This is a genomic window from Amycolatopsis sp. BJA-103 (assembly GCF_002849735.1).
Taxonomy (GTDB): Bacteria; Actinomycetota; Actinomycetes; order Mycobacteriales; family Pseudonocardiaceae; genus Amycolatopsis.
Map to the genome: position 1 here is coordinate 969,501 of NZ_CP017780.1, position 23,724 is coordinate 993,224.

A 23,724-nucleotide genomic window follows, 5' to 3' on the forward strand; every position below is an offset into this window, starting at 1 on the left:
CCCCTTTCATGACATCGGAGGCGAGTACGTGACGAAGAAGAACAGTCCGGTCGTGGATCCCTTCGGCACCCTTGGGCAGGCGCTGTGGATCTGCGGCGGCCAGTGGGCGGGAAAGTCCACCGTCTCCCGGCTGCTGGCGCGCCGCCACGGAATCACCGTCTACCACTACGACCTACACGACGCGCGCGCCCACCAGGATCGCCGCGTCGTGCACCGCGTCCGGAACGGGGAGCCCGCCGCGGATCCCGACCCGGACACCGTGTGGGTCGACACCACTCCCGAACGGATGGCGGCCGACACGCTCGCCGGGTTCCCGGTGCGGTTCGAGTGGGCGCTGGACGATCTGCGCGCGCTGGTCTCAGGACGTCCGATCCTCGCCGAGGGCTGGGGACTGCGCCCGGAACTCGTCGCGCCTCTCCTGGATTCGACGCGGCGGATGATCGTCATGGTGCCCACCGGCGACTTCCGAGAACATCAGCTCCGCGTGCTGCCCCGAGCCGCCGCGATCGCGCACCACGTCAGCGATCCCGAACGGGCGCAGCGCAACCGGATCGCGCGAGATCGTCTGGTGGCCGAGGACGCGGTCCGCGCCGCGAAGGCTCTCGGCATCCGGGTGCTGGAGGTCGACGGCTCGCGCGACGCCGAAGCGGTCGCGGACGTCGTCGCCGAGCACTTCGGTCCTTACCTGGCTTGAGCGAGGTCGAGGACGAAGGTCGCCACCGCCAGCGCGAGGAAACCGGCGGGGAAGGCGATGTTGTACAGCACGCGGGCGCGCACGTGGGTGATGACGGCGCCGACGTAGAACAGCACCAGCCCGGCCGCCGCCGCGGTCCCGAGGTACGGCACCCCGAGCAGGCCGAGCAGCAGTCCGGCCGCGCCCGCGGCCTTCAGTGAGGCCAGCGGCGGGATCCAGGACGGGGGAACGTCGACTTCGGCGGAGTTCTTGAGGACGAACGGGACCCGCGCGAAGTCGGCGGCGGCGATTCCGGCGTTGATCACGATCGTCACGATGGCCAGGGTCAGGTAAGCGGAGTACATGCCCCTTGGACGAGTCGCGCGCCCGAAAGGTGACAGCGGTCAGGATCGCCAGCGGTCGAGCACGGTTTCGATGGTCGAGTGGATGCGGTCGCGGGCGGCCTGCCGTTCCACCCCGGCCATGAGGAGGTCGTCGTAGTCGGTGTCCAGGTGCCGGATCGAGGCGACGACGGCGAGGAACACCGCTCGTTCGGCCAGTTCCCGACCGGCGGCCGACCGGCCGACCCGGCCGCTGCCGCGGAGGCCGGCGTGTTCGGCGATGGCGCGTGCTCGCTCCGGCGGGCAGCCGGGGAACATCTCGGTGATCGCGGCGAAGAACCGGGCGGTGAACTCGACGTCTTCCCGGTCGCGCCGTTCACGATCACGCCCGCGGCGCCGCTCACGGACGTCCTCGTCGGCGAAGCACTGCTCCTCGGCGTCGCGCAACGCCGAGTCCTCGACCAGGATTCCTTGCCGGTCATGGCGTTTCCGTGACCGGTTGAAGCGGGTGACGACGGCGGAAAGCCGGCTCGCCTTCTTCGCCCGGCGGGTCAGGGCGGTGTCGCCCGCGGGCAGGAACACCAGGTGGCCGAGGTCGGCGCAGTCGAGGCAGTGTGGTTTTTCGTTCTCCAGGAACTGCAGGTCGCCGGTGCCGCCACAGTCGGCGCACGTCCAGTCCTTCAGTGCCACGGAGACCATGAGATCCGGCGCCTTCCGTTGCCGGGCGTCGACTTGCGCCCGCTTGGCCGCCGACAGTCCCGGCATGATCCACTGCGTCCGGAACAAGGGTTCGAGGTCGCCCGAGGCCGCCTTGAGAGGGGCTCGGTCGCGAGTCGCCCCGACGTGCTCGATCGCCGAACTTTCGAGGTTCTTCGCCGTCGCCCATCGCTGAAGCGCGCCGAGAGCGAAGCTCAGCTTCTCCGTGCTCACCGGCAGTGCCGTGGCCAGCTCGGGAGTCCTGCCCTGCTGCCAGGCCTTGAGAACGTTGTCCGGCAGCCACCCGATCCCGGTCAGGACGTCGAGCGCGGTCACCGATTTCCGTGTGGACAACAGCTTCTCCGCCGTCACCACGACGCGCTGCTCCAGTTTCGCCTCACCCTGCATCGCCGGAAATCCTAGCGATCACGCGGTTTCGGTGCGCGCCCGGTAGGCCCGGATCTTGGCGCGGTTGCCGCAGCGCTCCATCGAGCACCAGCGGCGGTTGCCCGAGCGGGAGGTGTCGAAGAAGAGCAGGTAGCAGTCGTCCGCCGAGCATTCGCGGACGCGGCCGGACCGGTCGCCCGCGACGAGACCGATGGCGTCGCTGGCGACGGCGCCGAGCAGCTGTTTCCCGGTGACGGGTGGCGCCCAGGCGAGTCGCCGCGTTTCGGGGTCGATCACCGGCCGCGGGGTCGCTCCGGTCGCGTCGTTCAGCAGGGTGAGGTCGGCGTCCGACGGTGCTTCGCCATGGGCGAGGGCGGGTGCGACACGGTAGAGCGCGTCCCGGAGTTCCTTGAGCGCGGCGAGTTCGGACGGCCGGATCTGGACATCGGTCAAGGGCGCGGTCAGCGCCAGCCGGGAGCCGGTGAACCACTCGGCGAGGTCGGAGGGCGTGTGCGCGATCTCGTAGCGCTCGTACGGGCCGGGGCCGCCGGTCAGCATGAGTTCGAGGCTGAGACTGCCCGGATCGAACCGGTACCGCTCGCCCTGGGCGTTGACGAGCAGTCTTGTTCCCGGAGTCATGTAACCACTATAGTCGGTTTCAGAAACTAGGTAAGACGGTTACGGCGGAGGCATCATGATCGGGAAGACCAAGGACGCGGGCTGGGAGATCGGCGTGTCCAAGACGGTGCCGTATCCGCTGGACCACGTTTGGGAGTACCTCTCGGGGCCGGGTCTGACGGCTTGGCTGGGCGACGTGCGGCTCGACCCGGTGAAGGGTGCGCCGTACGAGACGGCCGAGGGCACCGTCGGCGAGGTCCGCGGCTACCGCGAACGCGAGAAGATCCGTCTCACCTGGTGGCCGAAGGGCTGGGACCACGAGAGCACGGTCCAGGTGGCGCTCCGGAACGCCGGGCCGGACAAGACCGTCGTGGTCTTCCATCAGGAGCGGCTCGCCGGGGCGGAAGAGCGTGCCGTGCAACGTGATCACTGGCAGACCGTGATGAAGGTGGTCGTCGACGGCCTCGGTGGCTGATCAGGACAGTGCTCGCCGTGCCTGTTCGCTCAGGGCGGCGGTGATCCGTTCGGGGCTCAGGCCGAGTTCGCCGGTCTGGTAGAGGAACACCTCCGGGGCGAGCGGCGCCAGCAGGATGTCGGCGAGCGCGTCCGGATCCTGGGCACCCGCCTGCTCGGCGAGGAAGCGGACGTGGGTGCGCCACAGCCGGTACGGGCCGGTGGTGAACCGCGAATGCCCGACCTCGGTGCCGAGCACGAGATGCGCGTGCCGGGTGAGAAGCCCGGTCATCGCCGCGTAGAACGCGGCCAGCCGCTCGGCGGGTGACGCGCCGGGGCCCAGTGGGGGAGGGCCGGTGAGCAGCCGTTCCTGCAGTTCCCGCTCGTGTTCGTCCAGCAGGGCGACGGCGATCGCGGAGCGGTCCGGGTAGCGGCGGTACAGCGTGGCGCGGCCGACCCCGGCGGCTTGGGCGATGTCCTCCATGGTGACGTCCGCGGCCGGACGTGCGGCGAAGAGCTCTTCGGCGGCCTTCAGGATCTTCGCGCGGTTACGGGCGGCGTCCGAGCGTTCCCGGCCCGGGCCGTTCGCGAGGAGATCTTCTGTCGGCATGTCCGCAGCGTAGGGAATATCCGGACGTGACGTCCACTTGTACCGGGCGAAGCAAGTGGACGCCGTGTCCACTTCCTGGTCCGGGAGGCCCGATGAGCCACCTTCTCCACCTCGACTCCAGTGCCCGCAGCACGTCGTTCTCCCGCGAGCTGAGCGCTCGCTTCGCCGACGTCTGGCGGGCCGCGCGCCCCGGCGCGGGCTACACCTACCGCGACCTCGCCGCCCGGCCGGTCCCGCCGATCGGCCAGGCCTGGACCGAGATCTGCGACGCCCTCCTGATGGCGGGCATCACCGATCCGGAGGGCTACGCCTCGGTGGTGAAGACGCCGGAGCAGCGCGAGGCCTGGGCCGTGATCGAGCCGCTGCTGGCCGAACTGCTCGCCGCCGACGTCGTGCTGATCGGGGCGCCGATGTACAACTTCTCGATCCCCGCGACGCTCAAGCTGTGGATCGACCAGGTGACGTTCCCGAAGATGTCCTTGGCGGGCAAGGCTTTCGTGGTCGCGGGTGCCCGTGGCGGCACCTACCTGCCGGGAACGCCGCGTGAGCCTGTCGACCATCACGAGCGCTACCTGCGGGACTTCTTCGCCGGGCACTACGACGTCCACGACGTCACGTTCCTGCACGCCGAGCTCACGAACGCGCTCGTCGACCCGCGACTCGGCCCGCGCGATCCCGACCGGGCCGCGTCACGGGAAGCGGCGCTGCGGGCGGCCGAAACGCTCGCCTCGACCGGAACGGCGGCCTGATGGGCTGGGGAGTCCTGCTGCTGGCCGGAGTCGTCGAGGTCGCCTGGTCGCAAAGCATCAAACCCACGGAGAACTTCACCCGCCTCTGGCCGACGGTGCTGTGTTTTGCGCTCGGCGTCTCGGCGGTCTACCTGCTTTCGAAGGCGATGGACTCGCTTCCGGTGGGGACCGCGTACGCCGTGTTCACCGGGATCGGCGCGGTGGGCGCGATCGTCTTCGGCATCGTGATCCACAAGGACCCGCTCAGTTTCGGGCGGTTCGCGGCGATGGCGCTGATCGTCGGAGGGGTGGTGCTGGCGAAGGTGACGGAGTGAACCGGGTGTCAGGAAAGGGGCTTTCAGGACGAACAGCGCTGATTCAAAGCGTGTCCTTGAAACCCCTTTCCTGACACGTCAGGCGAGCTTCTCCCACAGGAATTCGAGCATCAGCGCCCATTTGAACGCCAGCTGCTCGTTGTCGGCCGCCGCGCCGTGCCCGCCCTCGATGTTCTCGTGGTAGCGCACGTCGTGCCCCTGCTCCAGCATCCGCGCGACCATCTTGCGCGCGTGGGCGGGATGCACCCGGTCGTCCCTCGTGGAGGTGACGAACAGGATCGGCGGATACTCGCGTCCACTGTGGACGTTCTGGTACGGCGAGTACTTCCCGATGAAGTCCCATTCCGCCGGGTCGTCGGGGTCGCCGTACTCGGCCATCCACGACGCGCCCGCGAGGAGCTTGTGGTACCGCTTCATGTCCAGCAGCGGCACCTGGCACACGATCGCGCCGAACAGGTGCGGGTAGCGCGTGAGCATGACGCCCATCAGCAGCCCGCCGTTGCTGCCGCCCTGGATCCCGAGCCGGGACGGTTCGCTGATGCCACGCTCGACGAGGTCGGCGGCGACGGCCGAGAAGTCCTCGTAGACCTTGTATCGCTTGGCCTTGGTCACCGAGGTGTGCCAGTCCGGCCCGTACTCGCCGCCACCGCGGATGTTCGCGACGACGTAGGTGCCGCCGCGCGAGAGCCAGCCGCGGCCGATCACGCCGCTGTAGCCGGGGGTCAGCGAGACCTCGAAGCCGCCGTACCCGGTCAGCAGCGTCGGGCCGCCTTCCACGCCCGAGGGACGGACGACGAAGTAGGGGATCTTCGTCCCGTCCTCGGACGTCGCGAAGTACTGCGAGACCGTCATGCCTTCGCTGTCGAAGAACGCGGGAGCGCGCTTGAGGGCTTCGACGTCGCCGCCGACGTGCCCGTAGCTCAGCGTCGACGGCTGGGTGTAGCCGCTGGAGTCGAGCAGGTACTCGTCACTGACGTCGGGATCGGTGCCGGTGATCTGCGCGGTGCCCAGCTCCGGGGCGCCGGCGAGGGGCTGGGAGCTCCAGCCGTCCGACGGCGTGAGCACGCGCAGTTCGGTCCGGACGTCGGACAGCGTCGAGAGCAGCAGGTGGTTGTGCGTCCAGGCCCAGTACTCCAGCGACGTGTGGGCGTCGGGGGTGAAGAGCGTCGTGAAGGTGCGCTCGCCCGCCATGAAGGCGTCGAACCCGGAGGCGAGCAGGGTGCCGGACGGATAGGTGGTGCCGTCGACGGTCCAGTCGGAGCGGAGCCGGATCAGCAGCCATTCGCGGTGTGAGGACGTCTGCGCGTCTTCGGGGACCTCGATCCGTTCGAGCCCGCCGGGCGTCCGGACGTACCGCTCCGTGCGGTAGAAGTCGATCGACCGGTAGGCGAAATCGCGCTCGTATCCCTCGGTCGGGTCGTGGTGGGCGGACACCGAGACGTCGTCCGGTTTGCCCTCGAAGATCACCGTCGCCTCTTCGAGCGGGGTGCCGCGCCGCCATTCCTTCGCCAGCCGCGGGTAGCCCGAACTGGTCAGCGACCCCGGACCGAAATCGGTGCCGACGTAGACGCGGTCGCGGTCGATCCAGCCGATCCGGGTCTTGGCCTCGGGCACGGAGAAGCCGTCCTCGACGAAGCGGCGCTCGTCGAGATCGAACTCGCGGACCACGGTCGCGTCGGCGCCGCCGCGCGACAGTTCGACCAGCGCGCGCTGGTAGCCCGGCCGGAGGACGGCCGCGCCCTGCCACACCCAGTTCTCGCCGTCGGCCTCGGCCAGCGCGTCGACGTCGAGCAGGAGCTCCCACTCCGGCGTGTCGAGCCGGTACTGCTCGAGGGTGGTGCGGCGCCACAGGCCGCGGGGGTTGGCCGAGTCCTGCCAGAAGTTGTACAGGTACTCGCCGCGGCGCCGGATGTACGGGATCCGGTCGTCGGCGTCGAGGACCTCGCGGACCTCGTCACGGATCCCGGCGAACCGCTCGCCGGTGGACAGTTCCGCCAGGGCCTCGGCGTTGCGGGCTCGCACCCAGTCCAGCGCGTCTTCGCCGGTCACGTCTTCCAACCACAGGTACGGGTCCTCGTCACTCATGCTGACAGTCTCGCCGGGGCCTCCGTCCCGGCGCCACCAGGTGTCCGTTTCCGGCGCGTGTCTTCGCTGACCTGCTTCTCCTCCGTATGCTGGAGACTCGCACGCCCGAGGGAGACCATGACCGGCATCGACGAGGTATCCGGACGGCCCGTGCCGTCGCCGCCTCGCCCCGAAAACCCCCGCAACACGGGTACGGCCGTGATCGGCTTGCTCGTCGTGGCCGCCTTGACCGCCGCCGGGATGGCGATGGCGGGCGGACCGCGGAAGATCGACGGCCAGGCCCTTCCGGCGTCCGGCGCGTTCACCTCGGAAGGGGCCAAGGCGCCAGCCGGGACCGCGAAACCCGCGCCCAAGGAAGTACGGGAACTGGAAACGAACCCGCTGCTGGCCGAAGGGATCGCGCTCGGCGCGGTCACCTGCCGCCTGCCGGCGATCAGCCGCGACCCCGTGAAGCTGGAGACGTACTACAAGACCTTCGCCTCCTGTCTCGCCGAAGCCTGGAAACCGGCGTTGGACCAGGCGAACGAGCCCACGCTGACGGCGACCGTGCAGGTGACGCTGCCCGAGACCAGCGCGTGCGGGAAGGTGCCCAGCGAGACCGAGGCCGTCGCCTACTACTGCGGCGGTGACACCACGATCTACGCGCCGACCGAGTGGATGCTGAGCGACGCGGGCCTCGAACGGTCCCGTCATCTCGCGACGATGGCCCACGAGTACGGGCACCACGTCCAGCGCTCCAGCGGGATCCTGTCGGCGGCCGCGGAGAAGATGTCCTCGCCGGAGGAGGACTCCCCGGCCGACAAGGAACTGGTCCGCCGCATCGAGCTGCAGGCGAACTGCTTCGGCGCGCTCGCCGTCGCGGCGGCCGCCGGCCGCGGGTCCATCAGCACCTCGCTGGCCAAAGCCGCGCTCGACGACTACGGCAACACCGACGACAGCGACACCCACGGCACCCGTCGCAACCAGCTGAAGTGGGCGAAGGCCGGGTTCTCCGGGAAGACGACGGCGTCGTGCAACACCTGGGCGGCGCCCGCTTCGGAGGTCGCGTGACCGACGACGTGATGGCCGAGATCAACGTCGGCCTCCAGCTGCACATCTCCGGTGACCGGGCCGGTGCCCGCGAGAAGTTCGCGGCGCTGTGGGAGCGGATCGGCGAGGACGGCGATCCGCTGCACCGATGCGCGCTCGCGCACTACATGGCCGACGTCTGCGACGATCCGGCCGACGAACTCGCTTGGGATCTCCGCGCGCTCGCGGCGGCCGATTCCCTGACCGACGAACGCGCCAAGGAGTATCACGCGACCCTGGCCGTCCGCGGGTTCTACCCGTCGCTGCACCTCAACCTCGCCGAGGATTACCGCAAACTGGGTGATCACGGGGCCGCGAAGGCCCAGTGGGAGCTCGGGCGGGGGACCCTCGGCGCGCTCGGCGACGACGCCTACGGCACCGGGATCATCGAGGCGTACGACGCGCTCGCGACCAGGCTCGGCATCGAACCGGACTCTCCGGACTTTCGCGCACGGCGGTGAGGCCATAACCTGGAGTGACTCAGGTCACCCATCCGGGAGGAGCGCGTATGCGGATTTCCGATCTGTTGCGGAACAAGGGGGCGGCCGTCGCGACCGTCTCGCCGGGGACGAACGTCACCGAACTGCTCGAGAGACTCGCGGAGCACAACGTCGGGGCGCTCGTGGTCGTCGATGACGACGGCGGGATCGTCGGGATCGTCTCCGAACGGGACGTGGTGCGCCGGCTCAACGAGCGCGGACCCCAGCTGCTCGACGGATCGGTGGCCGCGATCATGACGAAGCTGGTCGCCAGCTGTACCCCCGAGGACTCGGTGGATCAGCTGTCGGTCCTGATGACCGAACGCCGGATCCGGCACGTCCCGGTCCTGGTGGACGGCAAGCTCGCGGGGATCGTGAGCATCGGTGACGTCGTGAAGACGCGGATGGAACAGCTGGAGAAGAGCCAGGAACAGCTCGAGGCGTACATCTCGCAGGGCTGAGCCGCGAAAGGGCCGTTCCCGGGCAGCCGTCCGGGAACGGCCCTTTCGCGTACCCGGCTAACCGATGGCGCGGTCGAGGGTGAGCGCGGCGTCGATGAGCCCGAGGTGGGTGAACGCCTGCGGGAAGTTGCCGAGCTGCTCCCCGGTCGGGCCGATCTCCTCGGCGTACAGGCCGACGTGGTTGGCGTAGGTCAGCATCTTCTCGAACACCAGCCGCGCCTTCTCCGGATACCCGGCACGGGCGAGGGCGGTGACATAGCCGAACGTGCACAGCGAGAACGTCCCCTCGTCGCCGCGCAGGCCGTCGGGGGAGGCGCTCGGGTCGTAGCGGTAGACGAGGCTGTCGGTGACCAGGTCCTTCTCGATGCCGGCCAAGGTCGCCAGCCAGCTCGGGTCGTGCGGGGTGACGAAACCGACGTCGGCCATGCGAAGGAGCGACGCGTCCAGGGAGCTGGAACCGTAGCGCTGGACGAAGGCCTGCTTGAGCGGATTCCAGCCGTGTTCCCAGATCTGGTCGTACACGCGATCCCGTTCGCCGCGCCAGGAGTCGAGCGCGCAGGGCTGGCCGTGCGCCGTCGCGAGGCGGATGCCGCGATCGAAGGCGACCCAGCTCATGAGCCTGCCGTAGGTGAAGTCGGCCTTGCCCTCCCGTGTCTCCCAGATTCCCTCTTCCGGCTGATCCCAGTTCGCCGCCAGCCAATCGAGCAGGCCAGCCAGCGCTTTCCAGCCGTCGTGCCCGATCTCGGCACCCCGCCGATCGGCTTGGTACACGGTGTCGAGCAGTTCGCCGTAGACGTCGAGCTGGAGCTGACCGGCCGCGGAGTTGCCGATCCGGACCGGCACCGAGCCCCGGTACCCGGTCCAGTGCGCGAGCGATTCCTCCACGAGGTCCGGTGAGCCGTCGACGCGATACATGATCTTCAGCCCGCCGTCGCCGCGCAGGTGGCGTTCCCGGAGCCAGCCGGCGAAAGCGACCGCTTCGTCGGTGAAACCCAAGGCCAGCAAGGAAGAGACCGCCAGCGACGCGTCCCGCACCCAGGTGTAGCGGTAGTCCCAGTTCCGTTCGCCGCCGATCTGCTCCGGCAGGCTCGTGGTCGGCGCGGCGACCATCGCGCCGGTCGGGGCGTAGGTCAGCAGCTTGAGGGTGATCGCGGACCGGTCGACCATCTCGCGCCAGCGTCCTCGATACGTCGACTGGTTCAGCCAGTCGCGCCAGAAGCCGACGGTGTCTTCGAAGGCTTTCTCGATCTCGGAGACCCGGGTCGCGCGGGGTTCCCCGCCGTCCGATTCGAGCACGAAACCGCGGACCTGCCCGGTCTCCAGGGTGACCGAGCCGTAGACGCCGCCTTCGATGACGTGGGCGTGGGCCAGCCGCGGATCCCCCGGTTCCCGGACCGCGTGCAGGGTCAGGGCGAACTGCCCGCTGTCGAAGAGCACGCCGTCCGCGGTGACGGTGGTGGTGTGCGGCCGCCGCGCGTAGTCGAAGCGCGGGACGACGTCCACGGCGAACTCGACGCGCCCGCGCACGCAGCGGATCATCCGGACCAGCCGGTGGCCCTGGCCGGCGTGTGGCCCGGTCGCCGGGCGCATGAAGTCGATGACCTCGCCGGTGCCCAGCCTGGTCATGAACCGCGTGATCAGGACGGCGGTGCCGGGGAAATAGAACTGGCGCGACGTGTACGGCTCGCCGACGGGCCGGATCCGGCAGTGCCCGCCGCCGGGATCCAGGAGCGCGCCGAACACGCTCGGGGAATCGAAGCGGGGACAGCAGAACCAGTCGATCGCGCCGCCGGTGCTCACCAGCGCGGCGGTCTGCAGGTCGCCGATCAGCCCGTGGTCGGCGATCGGTGCTTGATGGTGGGGCACGCGAAACTCCTTGCCGGAGGGGGTTTTTCGACCAGCCTGACCCGACGGCGGGGAGCGGGCGTCACCCCGGCCGGATGAGTTCCCGGCCGCACTGACGCTCATCCGTCCGAGGTGATGTGCGCACCCCCGTCGCCGCTGTGCGATGGCCACCGTCAGATCACCCATTTCAGAAGGGACGGTGAGCCGTGGACACGTTGACCATCTGGTTGTTCCGCTCGGCAGACGGCGCGGACGGCGCGGCGGAGACGGTGAAGGGCTTGGCGAAGAACCAGCTCATCTCGGTACACGACGCCGCGACGGTGTCGTGGCCGGCGGGAGCGTCCAAGCCGAAACTCCGCCAGTTGCGCAACCTGGCGGGCCGTGGCGCGCTGAGCGGCGCGTTCTGGGGACTGCTCTTCGGCCTGATCTTCCTCGTGCCGCTGCTCGGGGCGGCCCTCGGCGCCGCGGCGGGCGCTTTCGGCGGGTTGACGTCGGACTACGGCATCGACGACGACCTGATCAAGCGGGTCAGGGGAGAGGTCACCGAAGGCACGTCGGCCTTGTTCCTGCTCAGTTCGGGCGCGGTCGTCGACAAGGTGCGGGACGCCTTCACCGGCGAAAACGCGCCGGAGCTGATCTTCACGAATCTGAGCGCCGAACAGGAGCAGGCCTTGCGCGAGAGCTTCTCGATGGAACTGGAACAGCAGACCGCCGAGGCTCCGGGAACGGGGCGGAAATGAGCGCGCAGTGGGGTGCCGAAGCCGATCTCGCCGACTCCCGGCAGGGAGAGCACCGTCCTGCCTGGGCGGGATGGATCGTCTTCGCCAGCGTGGTCATGCTCATCCTCGGCGTCTTCGACGTCATCGCCGGGATCGTGGCCCTGTTCCAGGGCGGCTACTACATCTCGGGCCCGGAATACGCCCTCGTCCTGGACGTGACCGGATGGGCGTGGGCCCATGTGGTGGGCGGTGCGCTGGTGGCGGTCTCCGGTGGCTTCCTCCTCACGGGCGCGATCTGGTCGCGGGTGGTCGCGGTGCTCTTCGCGGCCGGGAACGCGGTGACCCACCTGGTGTTCCTCTCGGCGCATCCGGTGTGGTCGATGATCGTGATCGTCCTGTGCGTGACGGTCATCTGGGCGGTCCTCGTCCACGGTGACGAACTACCGGATCGTGGGTTGTGGTGACGGGACAGCCCACCTCTCGAACACCACGAGCGCTCGCCGTCCTGCTCGGGGCGGCGGCGATCGTGGTCGGTGTCGCGGGGGTCAAAGCGGTCGCCTGGCTGGCGGCGCCGACCTTGCTGGCGCTGGTCATCGTGATCACGCTCAGTCCCGCGCACGGCAGGCTGCGGCGCTTCGGTTTCCCCCGCTGGGTGGCGACGGCGGCGCTCGTGGTGTTCGTCTACGGGATCCTCATCTCCTTCTGCGTCGCGATGGTCGTGTCGGTGGCGCAACTCGCGGCGCTCCTGCCGCGCTACGCCGACCGGATCACCGCTCTGTATGCCGAAATCGCCGGTGTACTGGCGAAATTCGGTGCCGGGCCCGCCCAGTTGCGCGACCTCGTCGCGTCTCTCGATCCCGGCAAGCTCGTCTCCTACGCCGGCGCCCTGCTCGCCGATCTGACCGGTGTCACCACGAGCCTGGTCTTCCTGCTGGGGCTGTTGCTGTTCCTCAGCGCGGAAACGGCGGACATCGACGGCCGCATCGCCGGGATCGCGGGTGAGCGGGCGCGGACGGCGGAGGCGCTGCGCGACTTCGGCCGCCGCGTCCGGGTGTACCTGGTGGTGACCACGGTCTTCGGCCTCGTGGTCGCCGCGCTGGACGTCCTCGCGCTCGTGGTGCTCGGCGTGCCGCTCGCGCTGCTGTGGGGGCTGCTTTCCTTCGTCACCAACTACATCCCGACGATCGGCTTCCTGCTCGGCCTCGCTCCGCCCGCCACGCTCGCGCTCCTCGACGGCGGCCTGCCGGTGATGCTGGCGGTGGTGGCGGTCTACGTCGTGCTCAACTTCGTGCTGCAATCGCTGATCCAGCCGAGGTACGTCGGCAACGCCGTCGGGCTGTCGGCCACGGCGACGTTCGTCGCGCTGGTGTTCTGGGCCTGGGTGCTCGGACCGCTCGGGACGCTGCTTTCGGTACCGGCGACCTTGCTCGTGCTGGCCGTCCTCGTCGACGACCCCGGCCGCAGCTGGGTCACGGCGCTGGTCGGTTCGTCCCGGCGAGGACCGGAGCGCGGTCAGGACAGGATGAGCACGACGAAGAAGAGGCACGCCACGATGTTCAGCAACCAGCCGTGGTCGTTCGTCCAGTCGCGGACGGCGGGCATGACCCGCGCCGCGCGCCGCCGGAAGAGGAGGTAGGCCAGGAGCGGCAGGGCGGCGATCAGCGTGGTGGCCGAGAGGAACGGGACCGCCGCGCCGAAACCCGCCCCGCCGCGGCCGAGGTCGAGACCGACGGCGCACATCACGACGATGTCCGACGGAAAGAACGCGATGAGCAGGAATCCGGTACGGAATCCTCGGCGCGGACCCGCCGACATGAGCGATCCCAGCCATTTCGGCGGTTCCGCGGTTTTACGGTGCGCCCAGTTCCGGATCGCGATGCCCAGCAGGAGCGCCACCAGCCCGAATTGGACGATCGCGTAGAGGGAACCGTCCGAATCGGAGACGAGGGGATCGGGCGGGAGAAGCCCCGCCAGCCAGGTGGTGAGCGCGGTCCCCGCCGTCGCGGCGGTGGCGACCCCCGCCACGAACGCGAGCGAGGTCGGGACAGCGCGTTTCGTCGTGATCAAGATCAGCGCGGACACGAACTGCGGTCCGGCCATCATGGTGATCGCGAGCGGGAGCACTGTGAGTGAGCCGTCCGTCATTTCCGAGACTCCCGTCCAAGGCTGTTCGACAGCGAATCGCGTTGCCCGCCACCGGTGTCCCGACGGCGACGGGCAACGCTCGCGCGGCGGTCTACCGCCAGAGCCCGGGACTTCGTGATCCGCGATTTCCAGAATGCGCCGCCGCGACACCGACTTCTTCCTTCGTGGCGGGTGAAAACGCGTGCCGGGTTTCGTCACCCACGGCGAGAAATCCTTTGTTTCAAACACTCTTCGCTACGAGTGTCACCCCGACTCACCCGCCAGGGAGGAGGTGACCGCCGCGCGGGGTGAGCAAGATCGGTTCCCTCACTCGTCTGGGGAATCGAAGGGAGACAATCGGTGAGCACTGAGCCGCGTCGTCGGTCCAGAGCCAAACTCGTCCTTACCGCACTGACTTTCGTGCTGGTCCTTTCGGCGCAACCGGGGGAAAGCGGGGGATCGGGAAAGACGGATGTCGTCCTTTCCGGTCTCGCCTTCGCCATCGGCGGGACTTCCCGCGTGTTCGCGTTCGTCTGGCATGTCCTTTCCAGCGCGGCGATGTCATGCGCCGGCCGGTGACCCGCGTCGAAGGCACCTCGACCCACGGCGGGGAACCCGTCGTGGTGCCGTCGCCGAAACTCGCCCCGCCGCCGCCCGCTTCCGACGTTCTCGAACGGGACCGTCTCCTCGACGCCCTCGATCAGGCCACCTCCGGCGAAGTCCCCAGCGTCACGCTGCTCAACGCGCCGGCGGGGTCCGGCAAGACCGTGCTGCTCGGCAGCTGGTTCCGGCGGCGGGCGCGGCAGCACGCGACCGGTGAACATCGGGCCTGGATCTCCTTGGACACCAACGACAACAAGGTGTACACCCTGTGGTCGTCGATCCTCCGCGCGTTGTACCGGAGCGCCGGGGACGGCTCGATCCCGGAGACGATGCTCCCTAGGGACGCTTCCGCGCACGAGTGTGTCGGCGCGTTCATCGACGCGTGCGCCCGGCTTCCGTGCCCGGTGATTTTGGTGCTGGACAACGCACACGAATTGTCCGCACCGGACGCGGTGAGGAACGTGAACCTGCTGTTGCGCTATCTGCCGCCGGGAGTGCGGGTCGTCATCGCGACCCGGTTCCCGCCCCCGCTGATCCTGCCCCGGATCCGGCTCGAAGGGAGGTTACGGGAGATCACCGCGCACCAGCTGAACTTCACCGAGGAGGAGACCGGGAAGCTGCTCGCCGGGCAGAACCTCGCGCTGACACAGGCGGATCTGGACGAGATCTCCACCCGCACGGAGGGCTGGGCGGCGGGGCTGCGGTTCCTCACCCTCGCGCTGGCCGCCACGCCGGACACCGGTGCGGCGATCCGGGCCTTCACCGGTGAAGACCGGCTGCTGGCCGAATACCTGGGCGGGGAGATCGTCGGCCCGCAGCCCGCGCACGTCCGCGAGTTCCTGCTGAGCACGTCGGTGTGCCCCGACATCAGCGACGAACTGGCCACCCGCCTGACCGGGCAGGAGAACTCCGGGCAGATCCTGTACACGCTCACCCGCACCAACGCGCTGGTCACCCGGCACGGCCCTCGTTACCGTTGCCACCCGCTGCTGCGCGGCTACCTGCGCGCGGAGCTGAACCGGCGTCACCCCAGGGCCCACCGCAGGCTCCACCGGTCGGCGGCCGAATGGTTCACCGACTCCGGCGACGTGCTCGCGGCGTTGGAGCACGGTATCGCCGCGCAGGACGACGAGCTGATCACGCGGTACATCCAGCGGTTCGGGCTGCGGACCGTCCTCGACGGACACGGGGCCCGGTTGCACACGCTGCTCGGCGCGATGCCGGAGCACATCCTGGCCCGGCCGCAGGTGGCGCTCATCGCCGCCGTCGCCGCCCTCGACGTCCACGACCTCGTCGCGGCGGACCGGTACCTCGGCAGGGGCGACAATTCCGCCCAGTCGCTGCGTTCCGGGCGGCTGCGCGCGCTGAACGCCGTGGCCGTCCTCTACCGGGCGAGGTACGGCGGGCACCTGGACAAGGCGCTCGCGGAACTCCGGGCCACGAGCGCGGGTGACACCGGCGACGTCGACCTCGACCTGCTGGCGCTGGCCACCCAGGGGACCGCGTCCTTGTGGCTGGGCGACCTCCCGGGCGCCACCGGTGACCTGGAACGCGCGCTGCGGACGGCCACGCTGGAGCGGCGCGACGCCGTCCGGCTGCATTGCGAGATCCACCTCGCGGGGATCGCCCGGGTCCAGGGCGACCTCGCCGGGCTGGCCGTGCACACCAGCGCCGCCCTCGAACTGGCCCGGTCCCGCGGCTGGACCGAGACTTCGCGGACCGCGTTCCTGTACGCCGTGCTCGGGATGGCGGCCTACCAGCGGCTGGACCAGGAGAGCGCCCGCCGGTTTTCCGCGCTGGCGACCAGGCTCTCGCCCGCGGTCGTGGACCCGGGGGTGGAGATGCTGACGGTGACCCTCAGCGCCGCCGTCGAATTCGGTCTCGCGGCCGATCCGCACGCCGTCGTCGAAACACTGCGGGGGCACCGGAAACGGCTCGCGGCCGAACCGGTCGCACCCTGGCTCGTCGCCTGCACGGCTCCGATCGAGCAGCGACTCGCCCTGCGCGTCGGGGAACCCACCTGGGCGATGGACGTGACCGAACGGCATCGGCACCTGCTCGCGCCCTACGCGGAGCACGCGCTGCTGAGCACCCTCGTGCACCTGCACCGCGGCAGGACCGGTGCCGCGCGCCGCCGTCTGCAGCCGGTCATCGAGCGGCAGACCAGACCGCTGGTGGCGCACACCCTGATCGAGAGCTGGCTCCTCGAAGCGATTCTCGCCGATCAGGCCGGTGAACAGAACCAGGCGCACAATGCCGTCGGCCGCGCACTCGACCTCGCGGCACCCCAGCAGGCGCTGCGGCCGTTCCACGACGCGGGCAGGCACGTCCGGGAACTCCTGGTGAGCGGGGCCGGGAGGTTCGGGCGCACGGAAGAGTTCGCGAGCACCGTTCTGCAGTCCTTGCCCGCCCACCCCGGCGGCCCGGTCGATCCGCTCACCTCTCGCGAGCTCGAACTCCTCACCGAGCTGCCGTCGATGCGCACCACCGAGCAGATCGCCGATTCGCTCTTCGTGTCGGTGAACACGGTCAAGACCCACCTTCGCGGCATCTACCGGAAGCTCGGCGTCAACCACCGCCGGGACGCCGTCGTCGCCGCACGACGGCGTGGCCTGTTGTAGGTTCCGCCGCCCGACAGCGTCGTCGGGCCTTCCCGGCTACTCGCGCCACCCCGACAGCTCGACACCCTTGGCGACGTCCACCCGGTACCCGAGCGTCACGACACCCTTCGCACCCGGAGCGAGCGTCAGCCGCCAGGTGATCTCGCCCAGCTCGGTCCGCTCCACCGGATCCGGGACGGCGCGCACGTCGCGAACCGTGATCGCCTCGTCGCGAGAGACCGGCGCCTGGTCCAGCACGGTCACGACGGCTTCGCGCGGGCTGTGGTTGACGATCGTCGTGGTGTAGGCGGCCTCCCGCTTGCGAACACCGGACAAGGTCGCCTTGCTCGCCGTGCGGTGCGAGAGTTCCCGGTCGATCCGGATCCGGTCGTCCACGCCGAGGGCGAGTTCGAGCTCCTCACCCGGCGCCCAGATTTCGAGCCGAGTGGTGCCGACGAACTCCGTCTCGTGGAACACGGACGCCTTGCCCGGCCGCAGCGTGTGCTCCGACGTGTTGACCACGGTCGCCCGCAGGAAGGCCTCCGGTGACCGCGCCGGGGCGGTGATGTAGCCCAGTTTGGCGGTCAGTTCGAGCTGTGCCAGCGTCGTGCGGTGGCCCTGTGCTCCCGAAGGCACCGCCACCGGGCGTCCCGGCCGGTAGGTGACCGCGGTGGCGCCCTCCTCGGCGGACGCGGTGCGCACCGCCATCGCCGGGGCGGGTGCCGCCAGGTTCCGGAAACCCGCCGCTTCCGGCATCCCGCCGCCCGCCGGTGACGCGCTGCCGTACGCGGCCCGCGCCATCACCGGTTCGACCGGGCGCACGCGGTCGAGGAACCACGGATCGAGTTCCGGTACCTCCACGGTGTTCGCCGGACGCGCGGTCGAGAGCGCCAGCTCGCATTCGGGCCAGTCTTCGCCGGTGTGCTGGGTGATCCGCCCGTACCAGGTCACTGAGACGTCCTCGCCGCGGACACGCACGTCGTAACCGGGCTCCCAGCTCGCGTTCGCGACCACATAGGACAGTTCGAGCCCGATTTCCGCGCCGTCCTCCTGGCTTTCCAGTTCGACCGTGACCGTCGCGCTGTCCACTTCGGACTGGCCCTGTTTCGCCTGGATCTCCCGGTCCAGCGCGCCGAGGTCGTCGCGGAGCGCGGCCAGCCGGATGCCGAGTTCGCGGCGTTTGCCCAGCGCCTCGGCCAGTTGCGTGCCGAGCGCGTCGGTGACTTCCGCGACCCGGGGCGGTTCCGCCGTGCCCGCCGCGAGCGCCTTCGCGAAACTGCCGCCACTCCGCTTCGCCACGCCTGTCAGCAGGTCGACCTTCGCGCTCTCCGCGGCGACGGCGTCGGCGACCTCGTCGACCATCGCCTGGTCGGCCCGCCGCCGCTCGGTCAGCGCGCGCAGGGAAGCGTCCGCGGGCGCGGGGTGGCGCTCGACGGCGACGTCGACCCCGGCGATGACCGCCGGACCAGACCCCGTGACACGGACCGAATCGCTGTCCAGATTCCACGGCAGCCCGGCGAAGCTGAACCGCGTCTCGTTGTCAAGGCGTGCCGACGCCCGTCTCGTTATCCGGGCATGGTGGGGGTAGACGGTGACGGCGACGATCGGTGCTTCCACGGTGCTCGGCATGCCCCCGACGTTAGTCTCTTGACACCCGTTCAGGGGGCCGGAAACCTCAGCTGCGTCTTGCCCACCCGCCCTTGGGGGTCACGTGAGAGTCGCCAGGCTCGCCGCCCTGTTCACCGCCGTCTTGGTTCTACCGGCGACGGCTTTGCCCGCCCAAGCCGACGCGCCACCAACGCCGGTCTTCAAGGACGGTCAGGCGCAACCGGTGTTCAACCCGGCGGACGTCATCCGGGAGAACGTCTGGGTCACCGCGCCGGTCGACAGCGACGGCGACGGCAAGGACGACCTCGTGCACGCCGAGGTGGTGCGGCCCCGCGCGACCCAGCAGGGGATGAAGGTCCCGGTCGTCTACCAGGCCAGCCCGTACTACGCGGGCGGCAACGACGTCGCGAACCACAACGTCGACGTCGAGCTGTACGTGCCCGGCGCCAAGCGCGCCCCCGCGGGCCCGCGGATCGCGACCAGCACCGTCGGCCCGAACGCGGCGCCGATCAGCTGGCGCTACCAGGACTACTTCACCGCCCGCGGCTTCGCCGTGGTGTACGGGGAGTCGCTCGGCAGCGGGCAGTCCACCGGCTGCCCGAGCACCGGCGACGTCAACGAGACCATCGGCGCGAAGTCCATTGTGGACTGGCTGAACGGCAGGGCGACGGCGCGTGACGCGTCGGGCAAGGCCGCCGTCGCGGACTGGAGCACCGGCAAGACCGGCATGACGGGCGTTTCCTACAACGGGACGCTGCCCAATGCGGTGGCCAGCACCGGCGTCGAGGGGCTGGAGACGATCGTCCCGATCGCGGCGATCTCCAGCTGGTACGACTACTACCGCAACGACGGCGCCGTCGTCGCGGCCGGCGGTTACCAGGGCGAGGACGCGGACGTGCTCGCCGACTACGTCTACACGCGCCAGGATCGCGCCGTCTGCCGTCCGCTGATCGACGGCATCGCGGTCGACCAGGACCGGGTGAGCGGCGACTACAGCCCCTTCTGGGACGTGCGGAACTACCGCAACGACGTGCGCAAGGTGCGGGCCTCGGTGCTCGTGGTGCACGGCCTCAACGACTGGAACGTCAAGACCGACCAGGGCACCCGCTGGTACGAGGCGCTCAAGCAGCACGGCGTCGAGCACAAGATCTGGCTGCACCAGTCCGGCCACGCCGACCCGTACAGCCTCCGCCGCGACGTCTGGCTCGCCACGCTCAACAAGTGGATGTCGCACTACCTCTACGACCTGGACAACGGCATCGAGCGCGAGCCGAAGGCCACCATCCAGCGCGAGGACAATTCGTGGGTGGACGAGGCCGAGTGGCCGCTGCCCGGCACCCAGGACGTGAAGCTCTACCCGTGGCCCGGTGGCTCCTCGAAGGGCAAGCTCGACACGGGCAACGCCGTTCCGGGCAAGCCCGCCGTCGAGAAGCTGGCCGACGACGCGAGCAAGACCGTCGAACAGCTCGCCAACGCGGCCTCGTCGGGTAACCGGCTGCTGTACTCGACCACCGCGGCGAAGCAGCCCGTACGCCTTTCCGGTACCGCGAAGGCCGGACTGTCGGTGTCCTTCGACAAGCCCGCCGCGAACGTGACGGCGGTGCTCGTCGACCGCGCCCCGAACGGCACGGCCAAGGTGATCAGCCGCGGCTGGACCGATCCGCAGAACCGTCGCGACCCCGCCCGCACCGACCCGATCACCCCCGGTGAGAAGTACCAGATCGAGGTCGAGCTGGTGGCGAAGGACTACCTGCTCGCGACCGGGCACAAGATCGAGTTCCTGCTGGCCTCCAGCGATCACGACTACACGCTCCGGCCGAAGGCGGGAGCGGGGATCTCGCTCGAGCTGAACCGCACCACCGTGGTGCTGCCGGTGGCGGGCGGGAAGCCCGCGCTGCGCGCCGCCTTCGGCTGAGTCCCGGTCGGTCCGCCCCCGAATGCCACGTCCACCCGGACGTGGCATTCGGCGTTTCCGGGTGGAAAACGCCGACCCGACCTCGGGCTTGTATGGAAAATGTATTTCCTCCGGCTTTGCTTCGCCGCGTCCGGCTTCCCCACCAGATGGAGGTCTCCATGTCCAGGTTGCGCCGCTTCGCAGCGCTCGCCGCGGCCGCCGTTCTCCCCGCGCTCGGCCTGACGCTGGCCGGTACGGCGCAGGCGTCGGCCGCCCCGAACTTCCAGGTCCCGTTCAAATGCGGGGTGACGGTCACGGCCGCGACGTTCAGCGGGCACAGCCCGGCGAACTCGGTCGACTTCCAGAAGTCGGGGATCACCGGGATGCCGGTGCTGGCCTCGGCGGGCGGCAAGATCACCCGGGTCGCCAACGAAGGCAGCACGAGCTACGGGCGCTGGGTCGAGATCGACCACGGTGGCGGCTGGACCACCCGCTACGCCCACCTGTCGACCCAGTCGGTCTCGGTCGGCCAGTCGGTCAGCCTCGGCAAGCAGATCGGCACGGCCGGGGCGACCGGCGGCGTGACCGGTCCTCACCTGCACTTCGAAGAGCGGCTCAACGGAACGGCGCAGAAGGCGAAGCTGAACGGGGTCGCGGTGCCGTACTATGGCCACACGAACTTCACCAGCAAGAACTCGTGCGGCGGCAACCCGTACGAGGCCACCGAGGTGTGCGGCAGCGGCTTCTCCGTGGTCGACTCGCAGGCGCTCGCCGGCGGTTCCGGCACGGCGTACCTGCTCTACAACGCTTCGACCAAGGCCAACTGCGCGACCACGCTGAAGGCGGTTTCGCTCGGCACCGCGTCGCCGGTGTCGGCGTTCCTCGAAGTCCAGGGTTCGGCGCGCACCACCGATTCCGGCAGCTTCACCTACTACGCCGGACCGGTGAAGAAGACGGCCGCTTCGACCTGCGTCAAGTGGGGCGGCTCGGTCGGGACGAACGCCTACGAGAGCCCGTTCGAACACTGCGGCTGATCCCGAGGAGCCGGGCACGGTAGACCACCCCACCGACAGGATCGGCGCCCCAGACCGGTCCCGGCGGCGGTTGTCCACAACGGACCCGGCCGTCCACAGATCTGTCCTGCCCCCACCCAGCGGCCCATTCCCGCCGCAGGGTGGGGGCATGACCACATCCACCCCGACCGGCAGGACCAAGGTCGATCTGAAGGATCCGGCGGACCTGCTCGCCGCGATCCCGTACATCCTCGGGTTCCACCCCGAGAACTCCGTCGTCGTCTTCGGGCAGCGAGGACCGGACCGCAAGCAGCAGGGCCTCACCCTGCGCGTGGACCTCCCGCCACCCGGCCTGGAGAAAGACCAGGCGCTCGACCTCGCGGCGCGGCTCGCCGCGACCGCGCACACCGGCGCCACGGTGGCCGTCGTCGGCGGAGGCGCCCCGAACCCGGCCGGGCGGCCGCCTCGCCGCCGCTTCGTCCGGCGCCTGGAATCCTCGCTCGCCGAGTACGACATCCCTTTGCTGCACTCGCTCTGGGTGCCGTCCTTCACCGCGGGCGTCAGATGGGCGTGCTACCGCGAGAAGACCTGTGGCGGCATCCTCCCCGACCCCCGCGAGTCGGTGATCGCCGCGGTCGCCATCGGCGACGGCCGCGTCATCCGCGAGAGCAGGGAGGAGCTGGAGCGCCTCTTCGAAGCCGGTCCGGCGGAGACGCTCGCGCGGCGTGCCGATCTCCTGAACCGGCTGGCCGACCCGCCGTGGGGCGGCGACGCCGTCGTCGAAGGGGGGCTCGCCGAGGTCAACGCGGCCCTCGCCCGGTACCAGCGGGGTGACCTGACGCTCACCGACGATCAGGCCGTCCGGCTGGCCTGGGCGCTTTCCCTGGTCGAGGTCCGGGGCGCCTGCCTGCTCACCGCGGCTCCCGCCGACTCGCCTTTGGCACGGGTCGCGGAAGATCTCTGGCTCCGTCTCGCCAGGGAGCTACCGGAGCCGGAATCCGCCGAAGCGCTGTGCCTGAAAGCGCACGCCGCCTACGCCCGCGGCGATCTCGCCTCCGCCGGGATAGCACTGGCGAGGGCCTGCGAAGTCGATCCGGACCACAACCTGGCCAGGCTGCTGACCGCCGCGTTGGACACGATGCTGGCGCCGTCCGAAGTGGCCGGAATCGTCCTTCGACAGCGAGAGGAAGCGCCGCCCGCGCTCAGCCTCGAGCCGCTTGGCGGGACTGAGTGAACGCCCACGCGTCGGCCACGATGCCGTCGAGGTCGGTGCGCTCGGGCTTCCAGCCGAGTTCGCCGTTCGCCCGCTCGCTGGAGGCCACCAGCACCGACGGGTCGCCCGCCCGGCGCGGCGCGACCGCGGCGGGGATCTCGTGACCGGTGGTGCGGCGGCACGCCTCGATCACCTCGAGCACGGAGAAACCGGTGCCGCTGCCGAGGTTGTAGACGCGGTGCTCGCCGTCCACCGCGTGGCGCAGGGCCAGCTGGTGCGCGTCGGCGAGGTCGACGACGTGGATGTAGTCGCGGATGGCGGTGCCGTCCGCGGTCGGGTAGTCGTCACCGAAGATCTGGATCCGCTCGCGGTCCCCGGTGGCGACCTGGAGGACGAGGGGGATCAGGTGGGTTTCGGTGGTGTGCCGCTCGCCGAAGGTGCCGTAGGCGCCCGCGACGTTGAAGTAGCGCAGGCTGACGGCGGCGATGCCGTGGGCACGCGAGAACGACGTGATCGCGTGGTCGATGGCCAGCTTCGTCGCGCCGTAGGTGTTCGTCGGCTGCGTCGGCGCCGTCTCCGGGATGGGAGAGGACTCGGGCTCGCCGTAGGTGGCCGCGGTGGAGGAGAACACCAGCCGCTTCGTGCCGTGGTCGCGCATCGCCTCGAGCAGGCGAAGCGAGGTCAGGACGTTGCCCTCCCAGTACTTCGCCGGATCCGTCATCGACTCGCCGACCAGCGACTTGGCGGCGAAGTGGAGGACACCGTCGAAGCCGTCGCCGAGAAGGCGCCGCGCGACCTCGGCGGCGTCGCCCTCGACGAAGGTGGCGTCCGGGTGCACCGCGTCGGCGTGCCCGGTGGAGAGGTCGTCGACCACGGTGACGTCGTGCCCGGCCTCGATGAGGCGGGCCGCGCAAACGCTGCCCACATAACCGGCTCCGCCCGTCACCATCAGCTTCAGGGTCTTGGTCGGTTCGTCGGTCACGTTCGCGCCTTTCTGCTGCGGATGCGGTGGGTGCTCAGTGTCCTCGCCCCCGGGCACCTGCCGCGCCCGGGGGTATCGGCCAAGGCTTCTCTTGATCAACGGAGGATCGGGGACGTTGAGTGTCCCCGATCCTCCGTTGATCAAGACCCGAGACCGGCCCGACCCCTCGACGATGTAGGAATCAGGACA

General features: G+C 69.9%; 23 protein-coding genes and 1 pseudogene. 15 read left to right on the forward strand and 9 right to left on the reverse strand.

Annotation, left to right across the window (positions count from 1 at the left end):
• Positions 1-28: 28 nt before the first annotated feature.
• The gene (locus tag BKN51_RS04465) at positions 29-694 is read left to right on the forward strand and encodes a hypothetical protein (RefSeq protein WP_174720393.1); all 666 of its coding nucleotides are present in this window, start codon (positions 29-31) and stop codon (positions 692-694) included.
• Here the strand turns inward: BKN51_RS04465 and BKN51_RS04470 are convergent.
• The 3 genes from BKN51_RS04470 to BKN51_RS04480 are packed head-to-tail and all read right to left on the reverse strand — an operon-like array spanning position 682 to position 2,736.
• Positions 682-1,038 (reverse strand): DoxX family protein, encoded by a 357-nt coding sequence (locus tag BKN51_RS04470; RefSeq protein ID WP_101606405.1) that lies wholly within the window; start codon positions 1,036-1,038, stop codon positions 682-684. The two genes, BKN51_RS04465 and BKN51_RS04470, sit on opposite strands and share 13 nt — an antisense overlap.
• A 39-nt stretch (positions 1,039-1,077) precedes the next feature.
• The gene (locus BKN51_RS04475) at positions 1,078-2,118 is read right to left on the reverse strand and encodes a DUF2293 domain-containing protein (protein ID WP_101606406.1); all 1,041 of its coding nucleotides are present in this window, start codon (positions 2,116-2,118) and stop codon (positions 1,078-1,080) included.
• Between the two features lie 18 nt (positions 2,119-2,136).
• Positions 2,137-2,736 (reverse strand): CGNR zinc finger domain-containing protein, encoded by a 600-nt coding sequence (locus BKN51_RS04480; protein WP_101606407.1) that lies wholly within the window; start codon positions 2,734-2,736, stop codon positions 2,137-2,139.
• Positions 2,737-2,791: 55 nt separating this feature from the next.
• On the opposite strand from BKN51_RS04480, the gene BKN51_RS04485 reads away from it, so the two are divergent.
• Entirely contained in the window at positions 2,792-3,190 is a 399-nt protein-coding gene (locus BKN51_RS04485; RefSeq protein WP_101606408.1) for an SRPBCC domain-containing protein, read from the forward strand.
• Here BKN51_RS04485 and BKN51_RS04490 read toward each other — a convergent pair whose 3' ends face one another.
• Entirely contained in the window at positions 3,191-3,778 is a 588-nt protein-coding gene (locus tag BKN51_RS04490; RefSeq protein ID WP_101606409.1) for a TetR/AcrR family transcriptional regulator, read from the reverse strand.
• A 92-nt stretch (positions 3,779-3,870) separates the two neighbouring features.
• Here BKN51_RS04490 and BKN51_RS04495 point away from each other — a divergent pair, with 92 nt between their 5' ends.
• A complete protein-coding gene (locus BKN51_RS04495; protein ID WP_101606410.1) occupies positions 3,871-4,527 on the forward strand; it encodes an FMN-dependent NADH-azoreductase in 657 nt (218 codons plus the stop codon).
• Complete coding sequence (locus BKN51_RS04500; RefSeq protein WP_101606411.1) at positions 4,527-4,841, forward strand: DMT family transporter; 315 nt, start codon at positions 4,527-4,529, stop codon at positions 4,839-4,841. The genes BKN51_RS04495 and BKN51_RS04500 overlap by 1 nt, the downstream gene beginning before the upstream one ends.
• A gap of 78 nt (positions 4,842-4,919) precedes the next feature.
• Here BKN51_RS04500 and BKN51_RS04505 read toward each other — a convergent pair whose 3' ends face one another.
• The gene (locus BKN51_RS04505) at positions 4,920-6,926 is read right to left on the reverse strand and encodes a prolyl oligopeptidase family serine peptidase (RefSeq protein ID WP_101606412.1); all 2,007 of its coding nucleotides are present in this window, start codon (positions 6,924-6,926) and stop codon (positions 4,920-4,922) included.
• Positions 6,927-7,043: 117 nt separating this feature from the next.
• On the opposite strand from BKN51_RS04505, the gene BKN51_RS04510 reads away from it, so the two are divergent.
• The 3 genes from BKN51_RS04510 to BKN51_RS04520 are packed head-to-tail and all read left to right on the forward strand — an operon-like array spanning position 7,044 to position 8,934.
• Positions 7,044-7,976, forward strand: coding sequence for a neutral zinc metallopeptidase (locus tag BKN51_RS04510; RefSeq protein WP_101606413.1), 933 nt, complete (start codon positions 7,044-7,046; stop codon positions 7,974-7,976).
• On the forward strand, positions 7,973-8,455 hold the full coding sequence (locus tag BKN51_RS04515; protein WP_101606414.1) for a hypothetical protein: 483 nt from the start codon (positions 7,973-7,975) through the stop codon (positions 8,453-8,455). Before BKN51_RS04510 ends, BKN51_RS04515 begins: the two co-directional genes overlap by 4 nt.
• Positions 8,456-8,502: 47 nt before the next feature.
• Positions 8,503-8,934 (forward strand): CBS domain-containing protein, encoded by a 432-nt coding sequence (locus tag BKN51_RS04520; RefSeq protein ID WP_101606415.1) that lies wholly within the window; start codon positions 8,503-8,505, stop codon positions 8,932-8,934.
• Between the two features lie 57 nt (positions 8,935-8,991).
• Here the strand turns inward: BKN51_RS04520 and BKN51_RS04525 are convergent, their stop codons facing one another.
• Complete coding sequence (locus BKN51_RS04525) at positions 8,992-10,800, reverse strand: glycoside hydrolase family 15 protein (protein ID WP_233224252.1); 1,809 nt, start codon at positions 10,798-10,800, stop codon at positions 8,992-8,994.
• Between the two features lie 185 nt (positions 10,801-10,985).
• Between BKN51_RS04525 and BKN51_RS04530 the strand changes: the two genes are divergently transcribed.
• Genes BKN51_RS04530 through BKN51_RS44115 form a run of 3 tightly spaced genes read left to right on the forward strand, consistent with a single transcriptional unit; the run spans position 10,986 to position 13,134 of the window.
• The gene (locus tag BKN51_RS04530) at positions 10,986-11,519 is read left to right on the forward strand and encodes a DUF1269 domain-containing protein (protein WP_101606417.1); all 534 of its coding nucleotides are present in this window, start codon (positions 10,986-10,988) and stop codon (positions 11,517-11,519) included.
• The gene (locus tag BKN51_RS04535) at positions 11,516-11,962 is read left to right on the forward strand and encodes a DUF7144 family membrane protein (RefSeq protein WP_101606418.1); all 447 of its coding nucleotides are present in this window, start codon (positions 11,516-11,518) and stop codon (positions 11,960-11,962) included. The genes BKN51_RS04530 and BKN51_RS04535 overlap by 4 nt, the downstream gene beginning before the upstream one ends.
• Positions 11,959-13,134 (forward strand): AI-2E family transporter, encoded by a 1,176-nt coding sequence (locus tag BKN51_RS44115; RefSeq protein ID WP_158255831.1) that lies wholly within the window; start codon positions 11,959-11,961, stop codon positions 13,132-13,134. The genes BKN51_RS04535 and BKN51_RS44115 overlap by 4 nt, the downstream gene beginning before the upstream one ends.
• Here BKN51_RS44115 and BKN51_RS04545 read toward each other — a convergent pair.
• Positions 13,077-13,643: pseudogene (locus BKN51_RS04545) on the reverse strand (GAP family protein); the annotation flags it as partial. The gene BKN51_RS44115 and the pseudogene BKN51_RS04545 overlap by 58 nt on opposite strands.
• A 339-nt stretch (positions 13,644-13,982) precedes the next feature.
• Between BKN51_RS04545 and BKN51_RS42965 the strand changes: the two are divergent.
• Both BKN51_RS42965 and BKN51_RS04550 read left to right on the forward strand, forming a co-directional pair.
• A complete protein-coding gene (locus tag BKN51_RS42965; protein ID WP_146044430.1) occupies positions 13,983-14,201 on the forward strand; it encodes a hypothetical protein in 219 nt (72 codons plus the stop codon).
• Positions 14,186-16,846, forward strand: a complete 2,661-nt coding sequence (locus BKN51_RS04550) for a LuxR C-terminal-related transcriptional regulator (protein ID WP_101606421.1) — start codon at positions 14,186-14,188, stop codon at positions 16,844-16,846. The genes BKN51_RS42965 and BKN51_RS04550 overlap by 16 nt, the downstream gene beginning before the upstream one ends.
• Positions 16,847-16,882: 36 nt before the next feature.
• On the opposite strand, the gene BKN51_RS04555 is transcribed toward BKN51_RS04550, so the two are convergent.
• On the reverse strand, positions 16,883-18,454 hold the full coding sequence (locus tag BKN51_RS04555; protein ID WP_101606422.1) for a DUF4139 domain-containing protein: 1,572 nt from the start codon (positions 18,452-18,454) through the stop codon (positions 16,883-16,885).
• Between the two features lie 82 nt (positions 18,455-18,536).
• Here BKN51_RS04555 and BKN51_RS04560 point away from each other — a divergent pair, with 82 nt between their 5' ends.
• From BKN51_RS04560 to BKN51_RS04570, 3 genes are all read left to right on the forward strand, one after another.
• Positions 18,537-20,348 carry a Xaa-Pro dipeptidyl-peptidase gene (locus BKN51_RS04560; protein WP_101606423.1) on the forward strand — a complete coding sequence of 604 codons (1,812 nt, stop codon included), beginning with the start codon at positions 18,537-18,539 and terminating at the stop codon, positions 20,346-20,348.
• 158 nt (positions 20,349-20,506) lie between these two features.
• Positions 20,507-21,361 carry a M23 family metallopeptidase gene (locus BKN51_RS04565; protein WP_101606424.1) on the forward strand — a complete coding sequence of 285 codons (855 nt, stop codon included), beginning with the start codon at positions 20,507-20,509 and terminating at the stop codon, positions 21,359-21,361.
• Between the two features lie 148 nt (positions 21,362-21,509).
• Positions 21,510-22,574, forward strand: coding sequence for a DUF4192 domain-containing protein (locus BKN51_RS04570; protein WP_101606425.1), 1,065 nt, complete (start codon positions 21,510-21,512; stop codon positions 22,572-22,574).
• Here BKN51_RS04570 and galE read toward each other — a convergent pair.
• Complete coding sequence (galE, locus tag BKN51_RS04575) at positions 22,543-23,502, reverse strand: UDP-glucose 4-epimerase GalE (protein WP_101613042.1); 960 nt, start codon at positions 23,500-23,502, stop codon at positions 22,543-22,545. The genes BKN51_RS04570 and galE overlap by 32 nt on opposite strands.
• Between the last annotated feature and the right edge of the window lie 222 nt (positions 23,503-23,724).